Below are 17,896 nucleotides of genomic sequence, written 5' to 3'. Positions count from 1 at the left end.
AGAGGAATCCTTAGGTAGCGAGAGGAGAAGTTCGAAATGTCTGAGAATAACTTGTTATCCAAGAACAGCGCCCCGCATAGCGACGTCGAGGAGATCAAAGTACGAAGCAACTATTTGCGTGGAAGCCTGACGGAAACATTAAAAGATCCGATTACCGGATCCATACCGGAAGATGATAACCGCTTGATGAAACATCATGGCAGTTATATGCAGGATGACCGTGATTTACGGAATGAGCGCCAGAAGCAAAAGTTGGAGCCGGCATACCAATTCATGCTCAGAGTGCGTGCTTCCGGAGGCGTGGTCACTCCGGAGCAATGGCTGATGATGGATCGGCTTGCGCATAAGTATGCGAGCGGCAGCATTCGGCTGACGACACGTCAGTCCTTTCAGCTGCACGGCGTACTCAAATGGAATCTTAAAAATACGATCCGCGAAGTAAATGAAGCGCTGTTAACGACGCTTGCCGCTTGCGGCGACGTAAACCGCAACGTGATGTGCAACCCGAATCCGCATCAATCGGAAATTCATAGCGAAGTATATGATTGGGCTTGCCGTGTCAGCGAGCATCTGGATCCCAAGACGAGTGCCTATCATGAAATATGGCTGGACGGGGAAAGGGTCGTTTCAAGCGAACAGGAAGGCGAGGAGCAGGAACCGATCTATGGCCGCGTCTATCTCCCGCGTAAATTTAAAATCGGCATTGCCGTGCCGCCTTCCAATGACGTGGATGTTTTCTCGCAAGATCTGGGATTCATTGCCATTGTTGAAGAGGGACGTCTCCTGGGATTTAACGTATCCGTTGGCGGAGGCATGGGAATGTCGCATGGCGATCCGAAAACGTACCCGCAGATCTCGAAGGTTATCGGATTCTGCACGCCGGAGCAGATGATTGACGTTGCCGAAAAAACGGTTACGATTCAGCGCGACTATGGAGACCGTGCCGTGCGCAAGCATGCTCGTTTTAAATACACTATCGATGACCGCGGCATTGGCTGGTTCACCGATGAGCTGACCTCGCGTCTCGGCTGGAAACTGGAAGATGCGAAGCCATACCAGTTTGATGATAACGGGGACCGTTACGGCTGGGTGAAGGGCAGCAACGGTAAATGGCATTTCACATTGTTCATACAAAGTGGACGCATCAAAGACGAGGAAGGGTATCCTCTGATGACCGGCTTGCGTGAAATCGCCAAGCTACATTCGGGAGACTTCCGTTTGACACCGAATCAGAATCTAATCATCGCGAATATCAGTGCACAGAAGAAGAAGAAAGTCGAGTCTCTGATCGAGCAGTATCATCTAACCGACGGAGTACACTACTCTTCGCTTCGACGTAATTCGATGGCATGCGTTTCGCTTCCAACCTGCGGCCTGGCTATGGCGGAGTCTGAACGTTACCTGCCTTCGCTGCTGGACAAAATCGAACCGATGCTGGAAGATTCGGGTCTGCACCAAGAGGACATCGTTATCCGCATGACAGGCTGCCCGAATGGATGCGCGCGTCCTATGCTTGCAGAGCTCGCGTTCATCGGTAAGGCTCCAGGGAAATATAACATGTACTTGGGCGGCGGATTTGCCGGTGACCGTTTAAATAAACTCTATAAGGAAAATATCGGTGAAGCGGAGATCTTGGATTCACTCCGTCCGATCATTTCGCGTTACGGTGCAGAGCGGAAGCCTGGAGAGCATTTTGGCGATTTTGTCATTCGGGTGGGTTATGTGCAGGAGGTACGTGACGGCCAGGAATTCCATTCGGAACGTATTACAATCTAAGGCAAATCAAGAAGACCACCCAGATGTTAGGGTGGTTTTTTTATGGAATTTAGGCCCCCGGATTTGATACACAAGCTTGATTTATGTTAAAATTAATATATATGAATTTTTCACAAGAGGGAGGGATGGGATGACGACACTGACCAAAAGGCTTCGTATGCTGCTGATCGTTGTGCTCGGATGTATCCAGATGTTCACCTTTCCCGTTTCCTTTGAAGAGGAAGTTACTTCTACCTACAACAGTGAAACTGAGACGGTTCACAGCCGCCTTGATCCGCAAGGTAAACCTCTTGCGCGTAAAACTCCTTCCTTTTTGCAAAGATTGCTCCTGATGGCATCAGCGCTGCCGCTTCTTTTTGTAATGCCGCTGCTGCTTGTGCTGCGCATACCCAAACCCCGATTACCGTTTGTTCCGTTCATTCTCATCCGAAAAAAATACCTGCTTCTTTTACCGATTAAATTCACCTCGAGTTATGTTGCTTAAGCTGCATTCCATGTGACGGTTCCGTATTTTTGCTTGCCAAAGGAAGAGCAAAAATGCCCATTTTGGAACGGTCTATTTCTCATACCCAAAAACATCTGTTCGAAAGATAAATGAACGTTTTAGCTGAGTTAGACATGTGTGAATCGTAAGGAACTCTAATGCGAAAAAATGTTATTTCGAGAGACTTTTATGACACCCAATATATATGTGAATATATTCTCAAACTATAAAATGAAAACATCGGGAGGCTATTTTTCATGGATATTCGTGAAACCATTTTACCCGGAATCGGGATGAAGTATCAGATGGATACCGCCAGCGGCGATCGCATTGTTATCGTCATTCATGACGACGGAAGACGTGAGCTTTTTCACTTTTCCTATGAGGATTACGATCAGAGCATATCAATGGTGACTTTGGATGACCAGGAGGCAAGGCAGCTGGCTGCTCTTGTCGGGGGCATGGTTTATAAGCCGAAGCAGCTGGAAAGCGTGGAAATGGCATTTGATGATTTAACGATTGAATGGTATCGAATCGAGACTCATTTTAGCTGTGTAGGCAAATCGATTGGAGAGCTTGATATCCGTCAAAACTCAGGGGCATCCGTGATTGCGCTCATGGACCGGAAACATGGGAAGCAAGTGAATCCCGGACCGAATGCCGTACTGAATGCGGAAGCAACGGTTGTAGCAGTAGGGGAGCGGGAACAGCAGAAGCGCTTTAAACAAATTCTAATGAACGGAAGCGGGTGAAAGGATGGATCATTTGATATTTGAAATTGGATTGGCTCTTGGATTGATTGCACTTGGAGGATTGATATCGGCGAAGCTGCGCTTTTCGGTTATTCCTTTTTATATCCTCATTGGAATGGCCGTTGGACCGCATGCGATGGAGCTATGGCATTTTGATTTCCGCTTCATAGACAGCGCTCCGTTTATCGACTTTATGGGGAGGATCGGCGTCCTGTTCCTGCTGTTCTACCTAGGTCTGGAATTCTCTGTAGGAAGACTGATCAAGTCGGGACGGAATATTGCAGTCGGCGGATCGATCTATATTGCCATTAATTTTACGCTCGGATTGCTGCTCGGATTTCTTAGCGGATTTCCGGTAGCGGAATCCCTGATCATAGCCGGTATAACTACCATATCGTCCAGTGCGATTGTAGCAAAAGTATTGGTGGACTTAAAACGGACGGCGAACGCGGAGACTGAAATGATACTCGGGATTATCATGTTTGAGGATGTTTTTCTCGCCGTCTATATTTCCATTCTCTCCGGCTTTGTGCTCAGCGATTCCAGTTCCATTGGCGGTGTGCTGTTATCGGCACTCGTATCACTCGGATTTATGTTAGCGGTCATTATCATCGGGCGTAAAGCGGTTCCTGTACTAAACAAATGGCTGCGCATTCGATCCAATGAGCTGTTTGCACTTGTTATTTTCGGATCCTTATTCCTGGTGGCAGGATTCTCCGAAACCATTCATGTAGCCGAAGCCATTGGCGCGCTGCTTGTCGGACTCGTGCTGGCCGAGACGGAGCATGCCAAACGGATAGAGCATTTGATCACGCCTTTCCGGGATTTCTTCGGGGCGGTTTTCTTCTTCAGCTTCGGTTTGTCCATTGATCCGATGTCGCTTGGAGGAAATGCGATTTGGCTGGCATTGGCCGCCGTTGTGGTGACCTTGATCGGAAACTTCAGCGCAGGCATGCTCGCCGGACGAACGGCGTCCTTATCTCCTAAAGCTTCGGCTAATATCGGCCTTACGATCGTCTCCAGAGGCGAATTCTCCATCATCATGGCTAACTTGGCGAAGGATGGGGGACTGCTGGATATACTACAGCCATTCTCGGCAATTTATGTCCTTATTCTGGCTATCCTTGGACCTCTGCTGACCAAGCAGTCCAAGTCCATCTTCGTATTGTTAAACCGGTGGATTAAATTTAAAGACAGGCGGGTCACGAAAGAAGAGGCGCTCTGACGGTAAGGATCATGATACTTCCATTCATAAGGAGGGAAGGTTATGAATGATATGAATAAAAATGCCGCGTGGCGATGAAAATGCCGATATTGAAACGTGGGAGAAGAACAACGATTCTTCAATCCGTTCTTGGAGGGATTGCGGCATCCATAGGCTTGGAATTGTTTTTGCATCCGCATGAGCTGATTGCGGGAGGCGTAACGGGCATCTCAGCACTGGTGTCGTTTCATACCGAAAAGGAGTTTGGTGTTCTTCTTCTGTTATTCAATCTCCCGCTGCTGCTGCTCTTTTCCTTTCTTGGGCACAAGCCAGTACTGCTGAAGGTGCTGCCGGGAATGTTGGCTTTCTCGGGTTCAGCAATCCTCCTTGCCCCGCTGCCAGCCGTGAGCGGTGAACCGGTCATTGCAGCTTTGGCAGGCGGGCTGTGTTTGGGGATCGGAGCAGGTTTCGCGGTGAAATCAGGAGGGCTGCTGGATTCATTGGGGCTGGAAAGGCCATATGAAGCACGTCCGCCTGTCTGGTTATTTTTCCGTCAGCCTATTTCGACGGAACAGCTGCTTCTGCTATGTCATGGTACAGTGCTTATTTTGGCTGGTATAGCCATGGGATGGGAAAGGACGTTATATTCGGCCCTGGCTTGTGCTGCAGCATACGAAACCTCTGGCTTGATCTTGTGGGGAATCCGCAGAACGGTATGGGTGGCAGCTTCCGATCCGGATGTTATACGGAATGAATTAAGACAGAGATTATGTATCGAAGCCGTGTCCCAAGAACGGGAAGATGGGAAGAACTCGATGAATCAATACTTGGTTTATCACGTGCATGTGTTGGATATCCCTCGTTTCAAGGCCATTATCAAGCAGGAGGATCCAGGTGCGGAAGTCATATTCATCGATCGGACGACAACGCGTCCGAAAAACTCTTAGGAGCCTGGGAGTGCAATGCAAATCGAAAGAACCCCGATGATGAATCGGGGTTCTTTGACGATTGAATGATAATTAAGCTTGCGCACTTCATTCACAGCATAAGTTACTTTAAGCGGATTCCACGGATGTCTTTAAGTTGCCGAGCCATTGCTTCCACGCCTCCTCATGCCAAGCTCTGGCAGATTGCCAATCCGTCGACGCTCCCCAACCGGAATGCTTCAGACAAACGAGAGTCGTTGTATCGCTTGTGGGCTGTAGCCATATATCCACGTAGGTTAAGTGCTGAGGATGATACATGATTTCAGCAAAGAGGTCGGGGCCTTTCCATTCAAAAATAATCTGTCTGTACTCTTTCAGACCGACGATTTTGCAGCCGGCAGTATTCATCCCATTCTTGTCTTCAGAGTCAAAAAAAAGCTCAAACTTGCCGCCAACCACAGGTTCAATGTCCGCAGCAGGGGCTAACCAGGACGTAGTCCGGTCGGAGCATGTCCATGTCTTCCATAATATAGGGATAGAAGCGTCAATATGTATTTCCTGTTTAAGGGACACTCCAGCCAGTCCTCCTCATAGTTCATCAAGTATGATCAAACTCAAGCAGCTCAATTACGTTTCCAAACGGATCCCTGAAAGCGCTGTATATTCCTGCCGGGCATTTCTGGGGAGAGTCGTAAATGATCTCAACGCCCTTTGCGGATAACTCCGAAATGGACTGGAGCAAATTGTCTGTCTCAAGGCCTGGCACGACTTGTGCCTGAAGCGGGTAATTCATAGTGACGGGCTCCTCTACCTTGTAAAGCAATAACGGCAGCAAGTCGTGTTTCAGTCTGATCAGATCTTCCGAGAATTCTTTCGAGATGCTAAAGCCGAGCTTATTACAATAAAATTCCTTTGCCACGTTCATATCCGTTACTAAGATTGAAATTACGCAAATGCTGTTCATGTCTATATCCCCCTGATGTTTGAGTATCACACCCGGTAGTATATCAGGGAAATAAAACGGAAAATTCTTCTACTTTGCTTTGTTTTTCTCCTTTTGCTCGAATAAAAGTAGCGGAAGATTAATGACGATCGGCGGATCAACGGCAAGAGGCTCCCTGATCAAAATGGGTATTTCGATTTCTGATGTTTCCGTGACCTCGATGGCGGATGGGAATTTGCCGCGAAGAGCATGAGTCAGTACAAAATAGTCTTTGGGGTTGATGCTCCATGGAATGCCCGCAGCCAAGGCATGATAGGTGCCGGGCGGTACTTTGGTAAAGGTGCAGGTCCGGTTCTTACGGTTCAATGCAGTTCCGGCGACGGGCCTCTGATCCGGTATGGGATGAGGGAATAATCCTACAAAAATGATGCCGCGAAAAGATTCCGGTGCTTCGATGTGGCAGCAAATCCGCTGTGCTGAAGCGAGAAGAGCATCGGCTTCGGTTTCCTCCAGTTCTTGTTCCTCAAAGCGTCTTACATATCTGGACAAGGGGAGAGACACGGCCCGAAATTTTCGAGGAGATATACCCACATTCTGCTTGAAACGAGTATTAAAGGAACCGGCACTTCGGAATCCGATGGATAAGAGGACTTTCATGAGCAGGGAAGGCTCTTTAAGCAGTGCTTTTTTTCCGGTTTCGATACGAAGTGCAGAGAGATAGTGACGCGGTGAGATGCCTGTTGCATTTTTAAAAATCCGCGCAAAATGAAAAGGGCTGTAACCGACATGAGCGGCGAGTTGATCGGAAGTGATGTCCTCATCCAAATGCTCTTTCATAAATCGGATTGCCTCTTCAGCGGCAGCAAGTTGTTCTTTATTCATGACGGTAAAATCCCTTTTATTTAGAATAGTAACAAAAAAAGCAGATTTTCGCTATTGACTTAAGCGGCACCGGAGCCTCTTGATTCAAGCTAATTATTCACGTGTAACTATACATAAGCTGACATTTTCATTTTCGGCTTATTTTTTGAATACCAGATTATTTGACAGAGGTGATACCTTGCATGAACGCAGAATCGTTTGTTTTCCGAATCAATGACAAGACTTACGACGCCAAACCGGGTCAAACCATTTTGCAGGCATCCGGGGATACCTATATTCCAAACGTCTGCTATCATGAACAATTAGGGCCTATTCAGACATGCGATACATGCCTGGTAGAAGTGAACGGAGAGCTTATTCGAGCGTGTGCGACCGAAATTCAGCCGGGCATGCAAGTCCGTACCGATACCCAACGGGTGAAGGAAGCTCAAGAGGAAGCGATGTCCCGGATTCTCCAGAACCACGAGCTGTACTGCACCGTATGTGACAATAACAACGGAAACTGCAAGGTACATAACACGACGGAGTTCCTGGAGCTGGATCATCAAAAATATGAATTTAAAGAGAAGCCTTATGAGAAGGACATGTCGCATCCGATGTACCGTTATGATCCGGATCAATGTATTTTATGCGGCCGGTGCGTGGAAGCCTGCCAGGATCTGCAGGTCAATGAAACATTAAGTATCGACTGGAGCCGTGAGCATCCCCGCGTGATTTGGGATCAGGATGTCCCGATCGATGAGTCCTCTTGCGTATCCTGCGGCCATTGCGTCTCGGTATGTCCGTGTAATGCATTGATGGAGAAATCCATGATCGGCGAAGCTGGGTACTTGACGGGAACGTTTGCAGATGTGCTGGAGCCAATGATTGATCTGACGAAGGAAGTGGAGCCAGGATACCGGGATATTTTCAAAATATCTGAAATTGAAGCTGCGATGCGGGATTCCCGTATTCAACGTACCAAGACCGTTTGCACCTATTGCGGTGTAGGCTGCAGCTTTGAGGTATGGACAAAAGGACGTCATATCTTGAAAGTAGAACCAAGCGAGGAAGCCCCGGTTAACGGAATTTCGACCTGCGTCAAAGGGAAATGGGGTTGGGATTTCGTCAATAGCGAGGAGCGGCTGACCAAGCCTCTGATCCGCCAAGGGGATGAGTTTATAGAAGCCAGTTGGGATGATGCCATGGACTATATCGCACGGAATCTTGGAGGAATCAAAGATCGATTCGGATCAGATGCTATCGGTTATATTGCGTCATCCAAATGCAGCAATGAGGAAAATTATCTGTTCCAGAAGTTTGCCCGTGCCATTATGAAGACCAACAACGTTGATAATTGTGCACGATATTGCCAGACCCCGGCATCCAGGGCTCTGCAGCGTACTGTCGGGTACGGCGGTGATTCGGGTACGATCAAAGACATCGAGAATGCTGATCTGGTGATCATTGTTGGAGCCAACACGGCGGAATCGCATCCGGTGCTGGCGACCAGAATTAAACGTTCTCATAAGCTTCATGGTCAAAAATTGATTGTATCGGACCTGCGTAAGAATGAGATGGCTGAAAGAGCGGACATCCATCTGCATCCGAAACACAGCACCGACTTGATCTGGTTGAATGCCGTGGCCAAGTATATCATCGATCAGGGCTGGGAGGCGCGTGAATTCCTGAATCAGCGTGTGAACGGCTATAAAGAGTTTGTACAATCGCTTCAAAAGTACACCCTTGAATATGCAGAGAAGTTCACCGGAATTCATCAGGAGACTTTGATTCAGGTGGCCACGATGATTCATGAAGCAGACTCAACCTGCATCCTGTGGGCGATGGGGGTCACGCAGCATAAAGGCGGAGCGGACACAAGCACGGCGATCTGCAATCTGCAGCTGGTAACAGGCAACTTCGGAAAACCTGGAACAGGCGCTTATCCGCTGCGCGGCCACAATAACGTTCAAGGCGCTTGTGATTTCGGAACTCAACCGAATGTATTCCCAGGATATGAGCCGGTCGAAGATCGTGAAATCCGCGGCAAATATGAACGTGCATGGGGTGTAGAGCTGCCGAAGCACAGTGGCTACGATAATCACGAAATGGTAGATGCCATTCAGGAAGGGAAGATCAAAGCCATGTACTTGTTTGGAGAGGATATGGCTCTTGTTGATGCGAACGCGAATGTGGTGGATGAAGCCTTCAAAAAGCTGCAGTTTTTCATCGTACAAGATGTCTTCTTTTCACGTACAGCCAGATATGCCGATGTTATTTTGCCAGCCGCCCCAAGCTTTGAAAAAGAGGGCACTTTCACGAATACGGAAAGACGCATTCAGCGCTTCTATCCGGTATTTGAGCCACTGGGCGAGTCCAAGCCGGACTGGGAGATCATTCAAATGGTGGCGAATGCGATGGGGGCAAATTGGAATTACACGCATCCTTCACAAATTATGGATGAGGCTTCCGTATTGGCACCCGTATTTGCAGGTGTCAGTTACGACCGGCTAGATGGCTGGAAGAGCCAGGTTTGGCCGGTGCAACTGGACGGTACAGATACGCCGCTGCTGTATTTGGATGAATTTCACTTTCCGGATGGCAAAGCCAAGCTCTTCCCGGTAGATTGGACGGCACCGCATGCGTATGAAGAGAAATATGATCTTCATATCAATAACGGTCGGGTGCTGGAGCATTTTCATGAAGGGAACATGACTTACCAATCCAAAGCTCTTACGCATAAAGCTCCAAGACCCTGGCTGGAAGTGTCGCCAGAGCTCGCGGAGGAACGCGGAATTAAAAATGGTGCTCTGGTGCGGCTAACCTCCCCTGAAGGGGCGATCAAGGTCAGAGTTGAAGTTACTGACCGCGTCAAAGGGAACGAGCTCTATCTGCCGATGAACACTTCAGATGAAGATCAAGCGATCAATTTTCTGACCAGCAGTGACCATGATGATGTGACCGATACGCCTAATTATAAAGAAACCGCTGTAGCCATGGAGATTCTGTCTTATGATGGCGAGGCTCCTCTGCCAAAATCCAATCACCGGGTGGATACGATGCGTAATCCGCAGATGGGTGTACGTGTAGAAGATAAGTGGGACCGCCCGGATTTCGTTCCGGTACCCGAAGTGATTCGCAGAGAGGAGGAGTAGTTATGGCCAGTCCTATTACCCGAATCAATCGCCGTATTCCGACAGAAGAAGAAATCCGCGAGCAGGAGCTGAAGCATCTCGCTGAAGGTGCGGCCAAAAGCAATCCCGGTTTGCTCATGTTCATGGATATCATACAGGAGATGTACGATGCGGGTTACCTGGAAATTTTTCATGGCATGGTAAAAAACCGTGAAAAGGTGATGCCTTATGTGTTTGATTTTATCAAGGTATCGGGAACGCCTATCGTGTTGAAAAATGCGGTAACCGGGTTGCAGTTTCTGAGTACCCTGGAACCGCATCAAGTGCAGCGCACGATGAATGCCGTCAGTCATGGCATGAATAAAGCGCTGGATACGAATACAGAGGAGGATCAGAAGGGATTTTTTGATCTCCTCAAAATGATGAAGGACCCGGACGTGAACCGCTCGATTACGATGCTGCTGAACTTCCTGAAAAGCATGGGGGAACATCTCGGGAACTCGCCGCAGGACGTGAATCGCGAGATGAACCAGGATAAACAGGAGATCACGAATGAATGATAACGGATTGTTCGTCACAACATGGGTTTTGTTATCATGGTAAATAAGAGGGTACCCTGTCTTCTGCAGGGTACCCTTATTATAATCTAATGCGTGGTTACGTTCAGAGTATAGGTTATTGTTGCGCTTCCGTCCTCAGGAGTGACAACCACTTGAACGGTAGCTGATCCTAAAGGATATCAGGCCGGGATGCTGCTCATCGTCTTCGCCATGAGCTTATGTTCTGTGCACCAGACAGTTTCCAATAAACTTCAAGTCTGATTTCTTATAGAAGTTATTTAGGGAATGGTTTGTATACCCCGACTTGCCGAGTATAATAGAAATAAAGGAAAGGGAGGCGAGTCGTATGAATACGGTACCGGAAATGATGGATCAAAACACGGAACAGAACGCGGACACCTGCTCTGGTGACCATTCGGAACGGAAGAGCCATCATTCGGATAAGGTTAAAAACAGTCTGATAAGCCGCTTAAACCGCATTGAAGGTCAGGTGCGCGGCATCAAGGGACTGATTGAGAAGGATACGTATTGTGATGATGTGCTGAACCAGATTGCCTCCGTACAATCCGCATTGAACGGTGTGGGGAAATTGCTGTTGGAACATCATATGAAAAGCTGCGTCGTGCAGCGCATCCAGGAAGGCGATCAAGAGGTGCTGACCGAGCTGATGACCACGATGAATAAATTGATCAAGTAAGACAAAAAAGCCGCCTTTAGGCGGCTTTTTGTTGTGATATGCTGTCCAAACGACAGAGGATTCATCATCTCCCCGCTCTCTGACACTTTTCAATATCCTCATAAGCCCATCCGCTGGGCGAAGAGAATTCTCAAAAACCTATAAGCTGATACGGTATGTTATTTGTATGTATGTAATGTCGGACATGCCTTTATCCAGCAGCCGTATTCATTTCCTTTGTACGCGGTAACGACTCATAATGACGAAGTTTAAAACACATAAGAAATCGCTGATTGTTGGAACAAGGGGGCGGTTCTTTTAGCGATGAAAAACAGTTATCTAAAGTTTTAAAAATAGGGTAGAGGAGTATTGTAAAATGTGTTGACGAAATATAGGGATGGGGGGTATACTAAAAACAAGAAGTTCATTGGAAGAGAATGTAATGCGTTAAACGATATGCAATTCTCATAAAGAGAAGCATTAAGGAGTGAATGACGGTGGAATCAGCTGCTACGAAAACTCAGAAGCAATCGACATTACAAATAACCGGTATGACCTGCGCGGCCTGCGCGAACCGGATTGAAAAAGGCTTGAACAAAATGGAGGGTGTCGAATCCGCCAACGTGAATTTCGCGCTCGAAAGAGCCAGCGTTTCTTATGATCCTGATCAGGTCAAAGCCAGTGATCTGGAAGCGACAATCAAGAAGCTCGGATATGATACGGCGAAGGCAGTGACTCATTTCAAGCTTGAAGGCATGACCTGCGCAGCTTGTGCGAACCGGATCGAAAAAGGTCTGAGCAAGCTGTCCGGAGTAACCTCTGCATCGGTTAACTTCGCCATGGAAACGGCAACCGTAGAGTATACGCCAGGCGAAATAACCATTTCGGATATGCAAAATAAAGTGAAGCAATTAGGATATGCTGCTGTGTCTCAGGATGAGAATGATACGCAGCTGAGCTCCAGGAACGAGGGGATACGGAAGCAAAAACGCAAGCTCTTCATTTCCATCATTCTCTCTATACCTCTGCTATGGGCGATGGTGGCGCATTTCTCCTTCACGTCATGGATTTACCTTCCCGATCTATTCATGAATCCATGGTTCCAGCTGATGCTGGCAACACCGGTGCAGTTCTATATCGGTAAACCCTTTTATACGGGAGCTTACAAAGCGCTTCGCAATGGTAGCGCGAATATGGATGTACTGGTATCGCTTGGGACATCGGCAGCGTACTTTTACAGTTTATATCTGACGTTGGACTGGTACGCGAAGGGAAGCGGCATGCATCATGGACCTGCCATGTATTATGAAACCAGTGCCATCCTCATTACGCTTGTCATTATGGGGAAGTTGTTCGAATCGCTAGCGAAAGGGAGGACGTCCGAAGCCATCAAATCGTTAATGGGATTACAGGCTAAAACGGCAAGGGTCGTGCGCGATGGACAGGAGCTAACGTTACCGGTTGAAGAAGTTGTTGCAGGAGATACCGTGTTGATCCGTCCTGGAGAAAAGGTACCCGTGGATGGCGAAGTACTTGAAGGAATATCGTCTATCGATGAGTCCATGCTGACAGGCGAAAGTCTTCCGGTCGAGAAAAAGTCCGGTGATACGGTTATCGGAGCAACGCTGAATAAAAATGGAGTTTTGCGCATTCAGGCTACCAAGGTCGGCAAGGAGACAGCGCTGGCCCAGATCATCAAAGTCGTGGAAGAAGCACAGGGCTCCAAGGCACCGATTCAGCGGGTAGCCGATGTGATATCAGGCATCTTCGTTCCAATCGTCATAGGCGTTGCGGTCATTGCGTTTCTCGTGTGGTATTTCTTTGTCACTCCCGGCGATTTTGCCGGAGCATTGGAAAAAGCCATTGCCATTCTTGTCATCGCATGTCCATGTGCGCTTGGTCTGGCCACGCCGACTTCGATCATGGCAGGTTCCGGCCGTGCGGCTGAGCTGGGTATTCTGTTCAAGGGCGGCGAACATTTGGAGCAAACGCATAAAATTGATGCCATCATCTTAGATAAGACCGGAACGGTTACCAAAGGCAAACCGGAATTGACCGATGTGATGACGGATAGAGATACTGAAGAATTTCTCGGATTGTTGGGTGCTGCCGAGAATAACTCGGAACATCCGCTGGCCGAGGCTATCGTGACGGGAATTCGGGAGCGGGGCATCCGCTTGCCGGCAACACAATCATTCACGGCCATTCCGGGTTACGGAATCCAGGCGGTTGTGGAGGGCAAAGATCTGCTTATCGGTACGCGCAGATTATTGGAGAAATACGGAGTAGAGGCAACTTACGTCTACGATGAAATGTCCCGTCTGGAGGAAGCTGGCAAAACAGCCATGCTGGTCGCGATTGATCAGGAATACGCAGGCATGGTAGCCGTAGCAGATACCATCAAAGAGACATCCGAGGAAGCGGTAGGCAGACTAAAAGACATGGGAATCCAAGTCATAATGATTACAGGGGATAATGAACGCACGGCGAAAGCCATTGCGGCACAAGTCGGTATCGATCACGTACTTGCCGAAGTTCTGCCGGAAGGAAAAGCAGAAGAAGTGAAAAAGCTTCAGTCTCAAGGCAAAAGAGTTGCTATGGTGGGCGACGGTATCAATGATGCGCCTGCTCTTGCGACTGCGGATATCGGTATGGCTATCGGGACCGGTACGGACATCGCGATGGAAGCCGCAGATGTAACTTTGATGCGCGGAGATCTGTCGAGCATTCCTGATGCCATCTATATGAGCCGCAAAACGATGGGGAATATCAAACAGAATTTGTTCTGGGCACTCGGATACAATACACTCGGAATACCGATTGCCGCACTTGGACTCTTGGCTCCTTGGATTGCAGGCGCTGCCATGGCTCTCAGCTCTGTTTCGGTTGTACTCAATGCACTGCGGCTGCAGCGTGTGAAGGTGCGTCAATAACCGGTTAAAATAGAAAGGAAATAATCAGCTTCAGATCAACGGTAAAGGGAGATTTAACATGTCAGATTTCATAAAAATTGCAGTCTCAACACCCATACAAATCGGAGGAAACGTGATCAGCCAGGAACAGCTGAATGCTATTGCCAGCGCCGCCGGGCCGAACGCAGGCATTGAGATCACGCCATTCAGACAGATATATATCGAACTTCCGCCGGACGAAAAGGATCAGGTTGAAGAGAAATTAATCCGCGCAGGACTCGAGGTATATCCTGCAGGGGCCGTGATCAAAGGCTTGATCGCCTGCCAATTTTGCAATGGTGCAGAAGCAGCCGGACTGAGTACGGCCAGATCCATCAACCGCGCAATCGCAGGCATCGAAACTCCAGCTCCGCTTAAATTGGGCTACGCGGGCTGTGCTCTTGGAACGAGCGAGCCACTTCTTAAGGATATGAGTGTCGTCAAAATGAAGGATACTTTCAACATTTACGTGGGTGGTGAACCGAAAGGAATCAAGACCGTCATCGCGGAGCTGCTGGTGGCAGGCCTGGAAGAAAATCAAATCATACCCATTCTCATAAAAATCATTGATCATTATAAAGCGAATGCAAAGGGAAAAGAGAAATTCAGCAAGTTCGTCCGACGTACGTCGGTTGAGGCCTTAAGAGAAGTCATTGGTTACTAGCAAATCCAAGCCGTCTGCCTGAAAGTGAGGTTGCAGACGGCTTTCATGCTTCTAGGGTGAATAGAGCCACGGAGGGCTTGTTCATGGTAGAATAGATTAAACATACATTTAAGAAAGTGGTGGAAGCATGGGATTTACCGCGCACGAGATCAGCAGCATTCGGGAACAGTCACAGCAAATGGAGCATGATGGCGTAATTACCCCGGAAGCACTGCAATACATATATGATAAAAAACTGTTTCATTTGTTCGTGGCTGACGATTTGGACGGGAACATGACTCCGCTGCCGGAGGCAATCCGTATTTTCCAGGAATGCGCACGCATCGACGGCAGCTTTGGCTGGCTGGTGACTATTGGAGCAGGCGGCGGCTACTTTGTACCTTTCATGACGCAAAGCGTAGGACTAGATGTTTTCGGAAAACCGGAAGCGGTTATTGCCGGCAGTGGAGCAACGACAGGTACGGCGCGAAAGGTAGATGGAGGTTACATCGTAAACGGACGATGGAAATATTGTAGCGGCTCGACGCATGCGACTTCATTTACGGCAAATTCAATTCTGGAGCAAGAGGGTCGTCCGAATTCGGATGAATCTCCTCAGATCGTCACCCTGATCATGACCCCCGATCAGGTTCAGATCCTCAAGGACTGGAATACCTTTGGATTGAAGGCTACGGCCAGTCATAGCATTGTAGTGACCGATGCTTACATACCGGATGAAATGACCTTTTCATTCACGGAATACCGCTCACATCAGGATGAAGTGCTGTACAAATATCCGTTTCTTGCGTTTGCCCAAACTTCATTTGCGGGGGTAGCCATGGGGCTCGCCGATCATTTTCTGGAAGCGGCTGAAGAGATGATGAAGGTACGCGGAAACGATAAAGTGCTCGCCGAGATCATTGAACAAAAACAGGAGTTTGCCCGTCAAAAGGATGCCTTTTATATGGTATTGGATAAGTCCTGGGAAGATTTAAATCAAAAGGGGACTCTCTCTCCGGAAATGGAACTAAGGATCTCAAGCGAATGCGTTACAGCAGCCAGGGCTTCCTTGGGTTGCGGGCTGAAGCTCTTCCCGATGCTGGGCTTGTCAGCCTGCATGGAAGATACGGTCGTGAACCGGGTTTGGAGAGATTTGCAAACGGCGTGTCAGCATGCACTGCTGCGCGGATAAGAAGACGGCGACAAGCCGTTTTCTTTTTGCATATCTGCAGGATTTGGATGGTGGTAACGTCGAAAAGGTTGGTAGCTTGCCAGATTAGGAGGGAACAGAATGGTACAATCTACGATTCATAAATTCGCAATAGGCATTGATTACGGAACGCAGTCGGGTCGTGCGGTTCTGGTAGATTTGACAAGCGGAGAGGAGATCGCCGATCATGTCACTTCCTATCCCCATCACGTGATCGATGAACGGCTGCCGGGCTCCGATAGGAAACTGCCTATGGATTGGGCGCTTCAGCATCCGGACGATTATTTGGAAGTTATACGCGTATCTGTTCCTGCTGTCTTGAAGGTAGGCGGCGTACCTGCTGAAGACGTTATTGGTATAGGTATCGATTTTACGGCATGCACGATTTTGCCGGTGGATTCCCATGGGACACCGCTGTGTATGCTTGATCAATGGAAGCATCAGCCCCATAGCTGGGTGAAGCTCTGGAAGCATCACGCGGCTCAACCTGAAGCCGACCGCCTGAACCGGGCAGCTGCGGAGCGGGGGGAAGCATTCCTACCGCGTTACGGAGGCAAAACCTCATCGGAATGGATGTTTGCTAAGGTATGGCAGGTCCTTGACGAAGCGCCGGAAATTTTTGAAGCGGCAGACAGATTCCTGGAAGCGGCAGATTGGACCGTGTTCCAATTGACAGGCCGTATGACCCGCAACAGCTGTACGGCGGGATACAAAGCCTTGTGGCACAAGAAGGATGGATATCCGAATCCGGAATATTTGAAGGCATTGGACCCTAGGCTGGAACATTTGGCATCCACCAAACTCAGAGGTGAAGTCATGCCGCTTGGAACAAGCGCCGGTGGACTGAACCCCGAAATGGCAGCACTTACCGGATTGAATCCGGGTACGGCGGTAGCCGTAGGCGTAATTGACGCGCATGCCGCTGTTCCGGCCATGGGCGTAGTTACACCCGGCAAACTGGTCATGGCGATGGGAACTTCATTGTGCCACATGCTGCTTCATGAGGAAGAGAAGCTTGTGGAAGGGATGTGCGGTGTTGTTGAAGATGGTATCATCCCGGGATATTTCGGTTATGAAGCAGGTCAAAACGCGGTTGGCGATATTTTTGAATGGTTTGTGGAAGAGGCAGTTCCGGCATACGTAAAAGAGCGAGCCGAGTCGGAAGGCATGGATGTTCATCCATGGCTCGAGCGGGAAGCCGCATTATACAAACCGGGAGAAACGGGGCTTGTAGCTTTGGATTGGCATAATGGCAGCCGTTCGGTCCTGATGGATACGGATTTATCGGGATTGATCATCGGACTGACGCTGTCCACCAAGCCTCAGGAAATATACCGTGCGCTGCTTGAATCAACGGCTTTTGGTACCCGCAAGATCGTGGATACATTCGAAAGAAGCGGTATTGCTGTCGATAAGCTGTACGCATGCGGTGGACTTCCGCAAAAGAACCGGCTGCTGATGCAAATCTTTGCGGACGTTACCAATCGGGAAATTGTGGTTGCGGATTCCAAGCACACGACCGCTCTCGGGGCCGCCATGTTCGCAGCTACAGCTGCCGGCGAAGCGGCGGGCGGATACAACAGCATCGTAGAGGCGGCGAAGCACATGGCCAAGGTAAAAGAAGAAACCTTCAAGCCGATACCCGAACATGTTCGTATGTATGAGGAGTTATATCAGGCATATTGCGAGCTCCATGATTATTTCGGCCGCGGCGGCAATGATGTTATGAAAAGGCTCAAGGCCATGAAAAAGCTCTGATTGATTGCCGGCATTTTG

At 48.8% G+C, this 17,896-nt stretch carries 15 protein-coding genes and 1 pseudogene; 12 read left to right on the top strand and 4 right to left on the bottom strand.

Annotated features, from left to right (window positions below; genetic code table 11):
- Positions 1-36 precede the first annotated feature (36 nt).
- The 5 genes from cysI to GRF59_RS05060 all read left to right on the top strand — a co-directional run bounded on the left by cysI (position 37) and on the right by GRF59_RS05060 (position 5,163).
- Positions 37-1,776, top strand: coding sequence for an assimilatory sulfite reductase (NADPH) hemoprotein subunit (gene cysI, locus GRF59_RS05080; protein ID WP_160496549.1), 1,740 nt, complete (start codon positions 37-39; stop codon positions 1,774-1,776).
- 130 nt (positions 1,777-1,906) lie between these two features.
- Positions 1,907-2,260 (top strand): hypothetical protein, encoded by a 354-nt coding sequence (locus GRF59_RS05075; protein ID WP_160496548.1) that lies wholly within the window; start codon positions 1,907-1,909, stop codon positions 2,258-2,260.
- A 257-nt stretch (positions 2,261-2,517) separates the two neighbouring features.
- Positions 2,518-3,012 carry a cation:proton antiporter regulatory subunit gene (locus GRF59_RS05070; RefSeq protein ID WP_160496547.1) on the top strand — a complete coding sequence of 165 codons (495 nt, stop codon included), beginning with the start codon at positions 2,518-2,520 and terminating at the stop codon, positions 3,010-3,012.
- Positions 3,013-3,016: 4 nt separating this feature from the next.
- A complete protein-coding gene (locus tag GRF59_RS05065) occupies positions 3,017-4,237 on the top strand; it encodes a cation:proton antiporter (protein WP_160496546.1) in 1,221 nt (406 codons plus the stop codon).
- A 74-nt stretch (positions 4,238-4,311) separates the two neighbouring features.
- On the top strand, positions 4,312-5,163 hold the full coding sequence (locus GRF59_RS05060; RefSeq protein WP_237391771.1) for a YitT family protein: 852 nt from the start codon (positions 4,312-4,314) through the stop codon (positions 5,161-5,163).
- Positions 5,164-5,271: 108 nt separating this feature from the next.
- On the opposite strand, the gene GRF59_RS05055 is transcribed toward GRF59_RS05060, so the two are convergent.
- From GRF59_RS05055 to GRF59_RS05045, 3 genes are all read right to left on the bottom strand, one after another.
- On the bottom strand, positions 5,272-5,715 hold the full coding sequence (locus GRF59_RS05055) for an SRPBCC domain-containing protein (protein WP_160496545.1): 444 nt from the start codon (positions 5,713-5,715) through the stop codon (positions 5,272-5,274).
- A 25-nt stretch (positions 5,716-5,740) separates the two neighbouring features.
- A complete protein-coding gene (locus tag GRF59_RS05050) occupies positions 5,741-6,106 on the bottom strand; it encodes a VOC family protein (RefSeq protein ID WP_160496544.1) in 366 nt (121 codons plus the stop codon).
- 69 nt (positions 6,107-6,175) lie between these two features.
- Entirely contained in the window at positions 6,176-6,967 is a 792-nt protein-coding gene (locus GRF59_RS05045) for a helix-turn-helix domain-containing protein (protein ID WP_160496543.1), read from the bottom strand.
- A 182-nt stretch (positions 6,968-7,149) separates the two neighbouring features.
- Between GRF59_RS05045 and fdhF the strand changes: the two genes are divergently transcribed.
- Both fdhF and GRF59_RS05035 read left to right on the top strand, forming a co-directional pair.
- Entirely contained in the window at positions 7,150-10,101 is a 2,952-nt protein-coding gene (gene fdhF / locus GRF59_RS05040; RefSeq protein WP_160496542.1) for a formate dehydrogenase subunit alpha, read from the top strand.
- Between the two features lie 2 nt (positions 10,102-10,103).
- Positions 10,104-10,640: a helical membrane plugin domain-containing protein gene (locus GRF59_RS05035; RefSeq protein ID WP_160496541.1), complete on the top strand. Its 537-nt coding sequence runs from the start codon at positions 10,104-10,106 to the stop codon at positions 10,638-10,640.
- A gap of 86 nt (positions 10,641-10,726) precedes the next feature.
- On the opposite strand, the pseudogene GRF59_RS30360 reads toward GRF59_RS05035, so the two are convergent.
- A pseudogene (locus GRF59_RS30360) lies at positions 10,727-10,801 on the bottom strand (hypothetical protein); the annotation flags it as partial.
- 203 nt (positions 10,802-11,004) lie between these two features.
- Between GRF59_RS30360 and GRF59_RS05030 the strand changes: the two are divergent.
- The 5 genes from GRF59_RS05030 (at position 11,005) to GRF59_RS05010 (ending at position 17,878) form a co-directional block, all read left to right on the top strand.
- Positions 11,005-11,337: a metal-sensitive transcriptional regulator gene (locus GRF59_RS05030; protein ID WP_272914979.1), complete on the top strand. Its 333-nt coding sequence runs from the start codon at positions 11,005-11,007 to the stop codon at positions 11,335-11,337.
- Positions 11,338-11,813: 476 nt separating this feature from the next.
- Positions 11,814-14,249, top strand: coding sequence for a heavy metal translocating P-type ATPase (locus tag GRF59_RS05025; RefSeq protein ID WP_341480006.1), 2,436 nt, complete (start codon positions 11,814-11,816; stop codon positions 14,247-14,249).
- 58 nt (positions 14,250-14,307) lie between these two features.
- Positions 14,308-14,931, top strand: coding sequence for an NAD(P)/FAD-dependent oxidoreductase (locus GRF59_RS05020; protein ID WP_160496539.1), 624 nt, complete (start codon positions 14,308-14,310; stop codon positions 14,929-14,931).
- A 127-nt stretch (positions 14,932-15,058) separates the two neighbouring features.
- Positions 15,059-16,102: an acyl-CoA dehydrogenase family protein gene (locus GRF59_RS05015; protein WP_160496538.1), complete on the top strand. Its 1,044-nt coding sequence runs from the start codon at positions 15,059-15,061 to the stop codon at positions 16,100-16,102.
- A 99-nt stretch (positions 16,103-16,201) separates the two neighbouring features.
- Positions 16,202-17,878, top strand: a complete 1,677-nt coding sequence (locus tag GRF59_RS05010; RefSeq protein WP_160496537.1) for a ribulokinase — start codon at positions 16,202-16,204, stop codon at positions 17,876-17,878.
- Positions 17,879-17,896 lie beyond the last annotated feature (18 nt).

Origin of the sequence: Paenibacillus dendrobii (assembly GCF_009807035.1) — a bacterium.
GTDB lineage: Bacteria > Bacillota > Bacilli > Paenibacillales > Paenibacillaceae > Paenibacillus_AQ > Paenibacillus_AQ dendrobii.
This window is presented reverse-complemented; position numbering and strand designations above follow the sequence as displayed.

Coding starts and splice junctions, on each gene's coding strand:
- GRF59_RS05075 (WP_160496548.1), top strand. CDS start 1,907: ATGACGACACTGACCAAAAGGCTTCGTATGCTGCTGATCGTTGTGCTC.
- cysI (WP_160496549.1), top strand. CDS start 37: ATGTCTGAGAATAACTTGTTATCCAAGAACAGCGCCCCGCATAGCGAC.
- GRF59_RS05035 (WP_160496541.1), top strand. CDS start 10,104: ATGGCCAGTCCTATTACCCGAATCAATCGCCGTATTCCGACAGAAGAA.
- GRF59_RS05065 (WP_160496546.1), top strand. CDS start 3,017: ATGGATCATTTGATATTTGAAATTGGATTGGCTCTTGGATTGATTGCA.
- GRF59_RS05010 (WP_160496537.1), top strand. CDS start 16,202: ATGGTACAATCTACGATTCATAAATTCGCAATAGGCATTGATTACGGA.
- GRF59_RS05060 (WP_237391771.1), top strand. CDS start 4,312: ATGAAAATGCCGATATTGAAACGTGGGAGAAGAACAACGATTCTTCAA.
- GRF59_RS05030 (WP_272914979.1), top strand. CDS start 11,005: ATGATGGATCAAAACACGGAACAGAACGCGGACACCTGCTCTGGTGAC.
- GRF59_RS05045 (WP_160496543.1), bottom strand. CDS start 6,967: ATGAATAAAGAACAACTTGCTGCCGCTGAAGAGGCAATCCGATTTATG.
- fdhF (WP_160496542.1), top strand. CDS start 7,150: ATGAACGCAGAATCGTTTGTTTTCCGAATCAATGACAAGACTTACGAC.
- GRF59_RS05015 (WP_160496538.1), top strand. CDS start 15,059: ATGGGATTTACCGCGCACGAGATCAGCAGCATTCGGGAACAGTCACAG.
- GRF59_RS05070 (WP_160496547.1), top strand. CDS start 2,518: ATGGATATTCGTGAAACCATTTTACCCGGAATCGGGATGAAGTATCAG.
- GRF59_RS05020 (WP_160496539.1), top strand. CDS start 14,308: ATGTCAGATTTCATAAAAATTGCAGTCTCAACACCCATACAAATCGGA.
- GRF59_RS05050 (WP_160496544.1), bottom strand. CDS start 6,106: ATGAACAGCATTTGCGTAATTTCAATCTTAGTAACGGATATGAACGTG.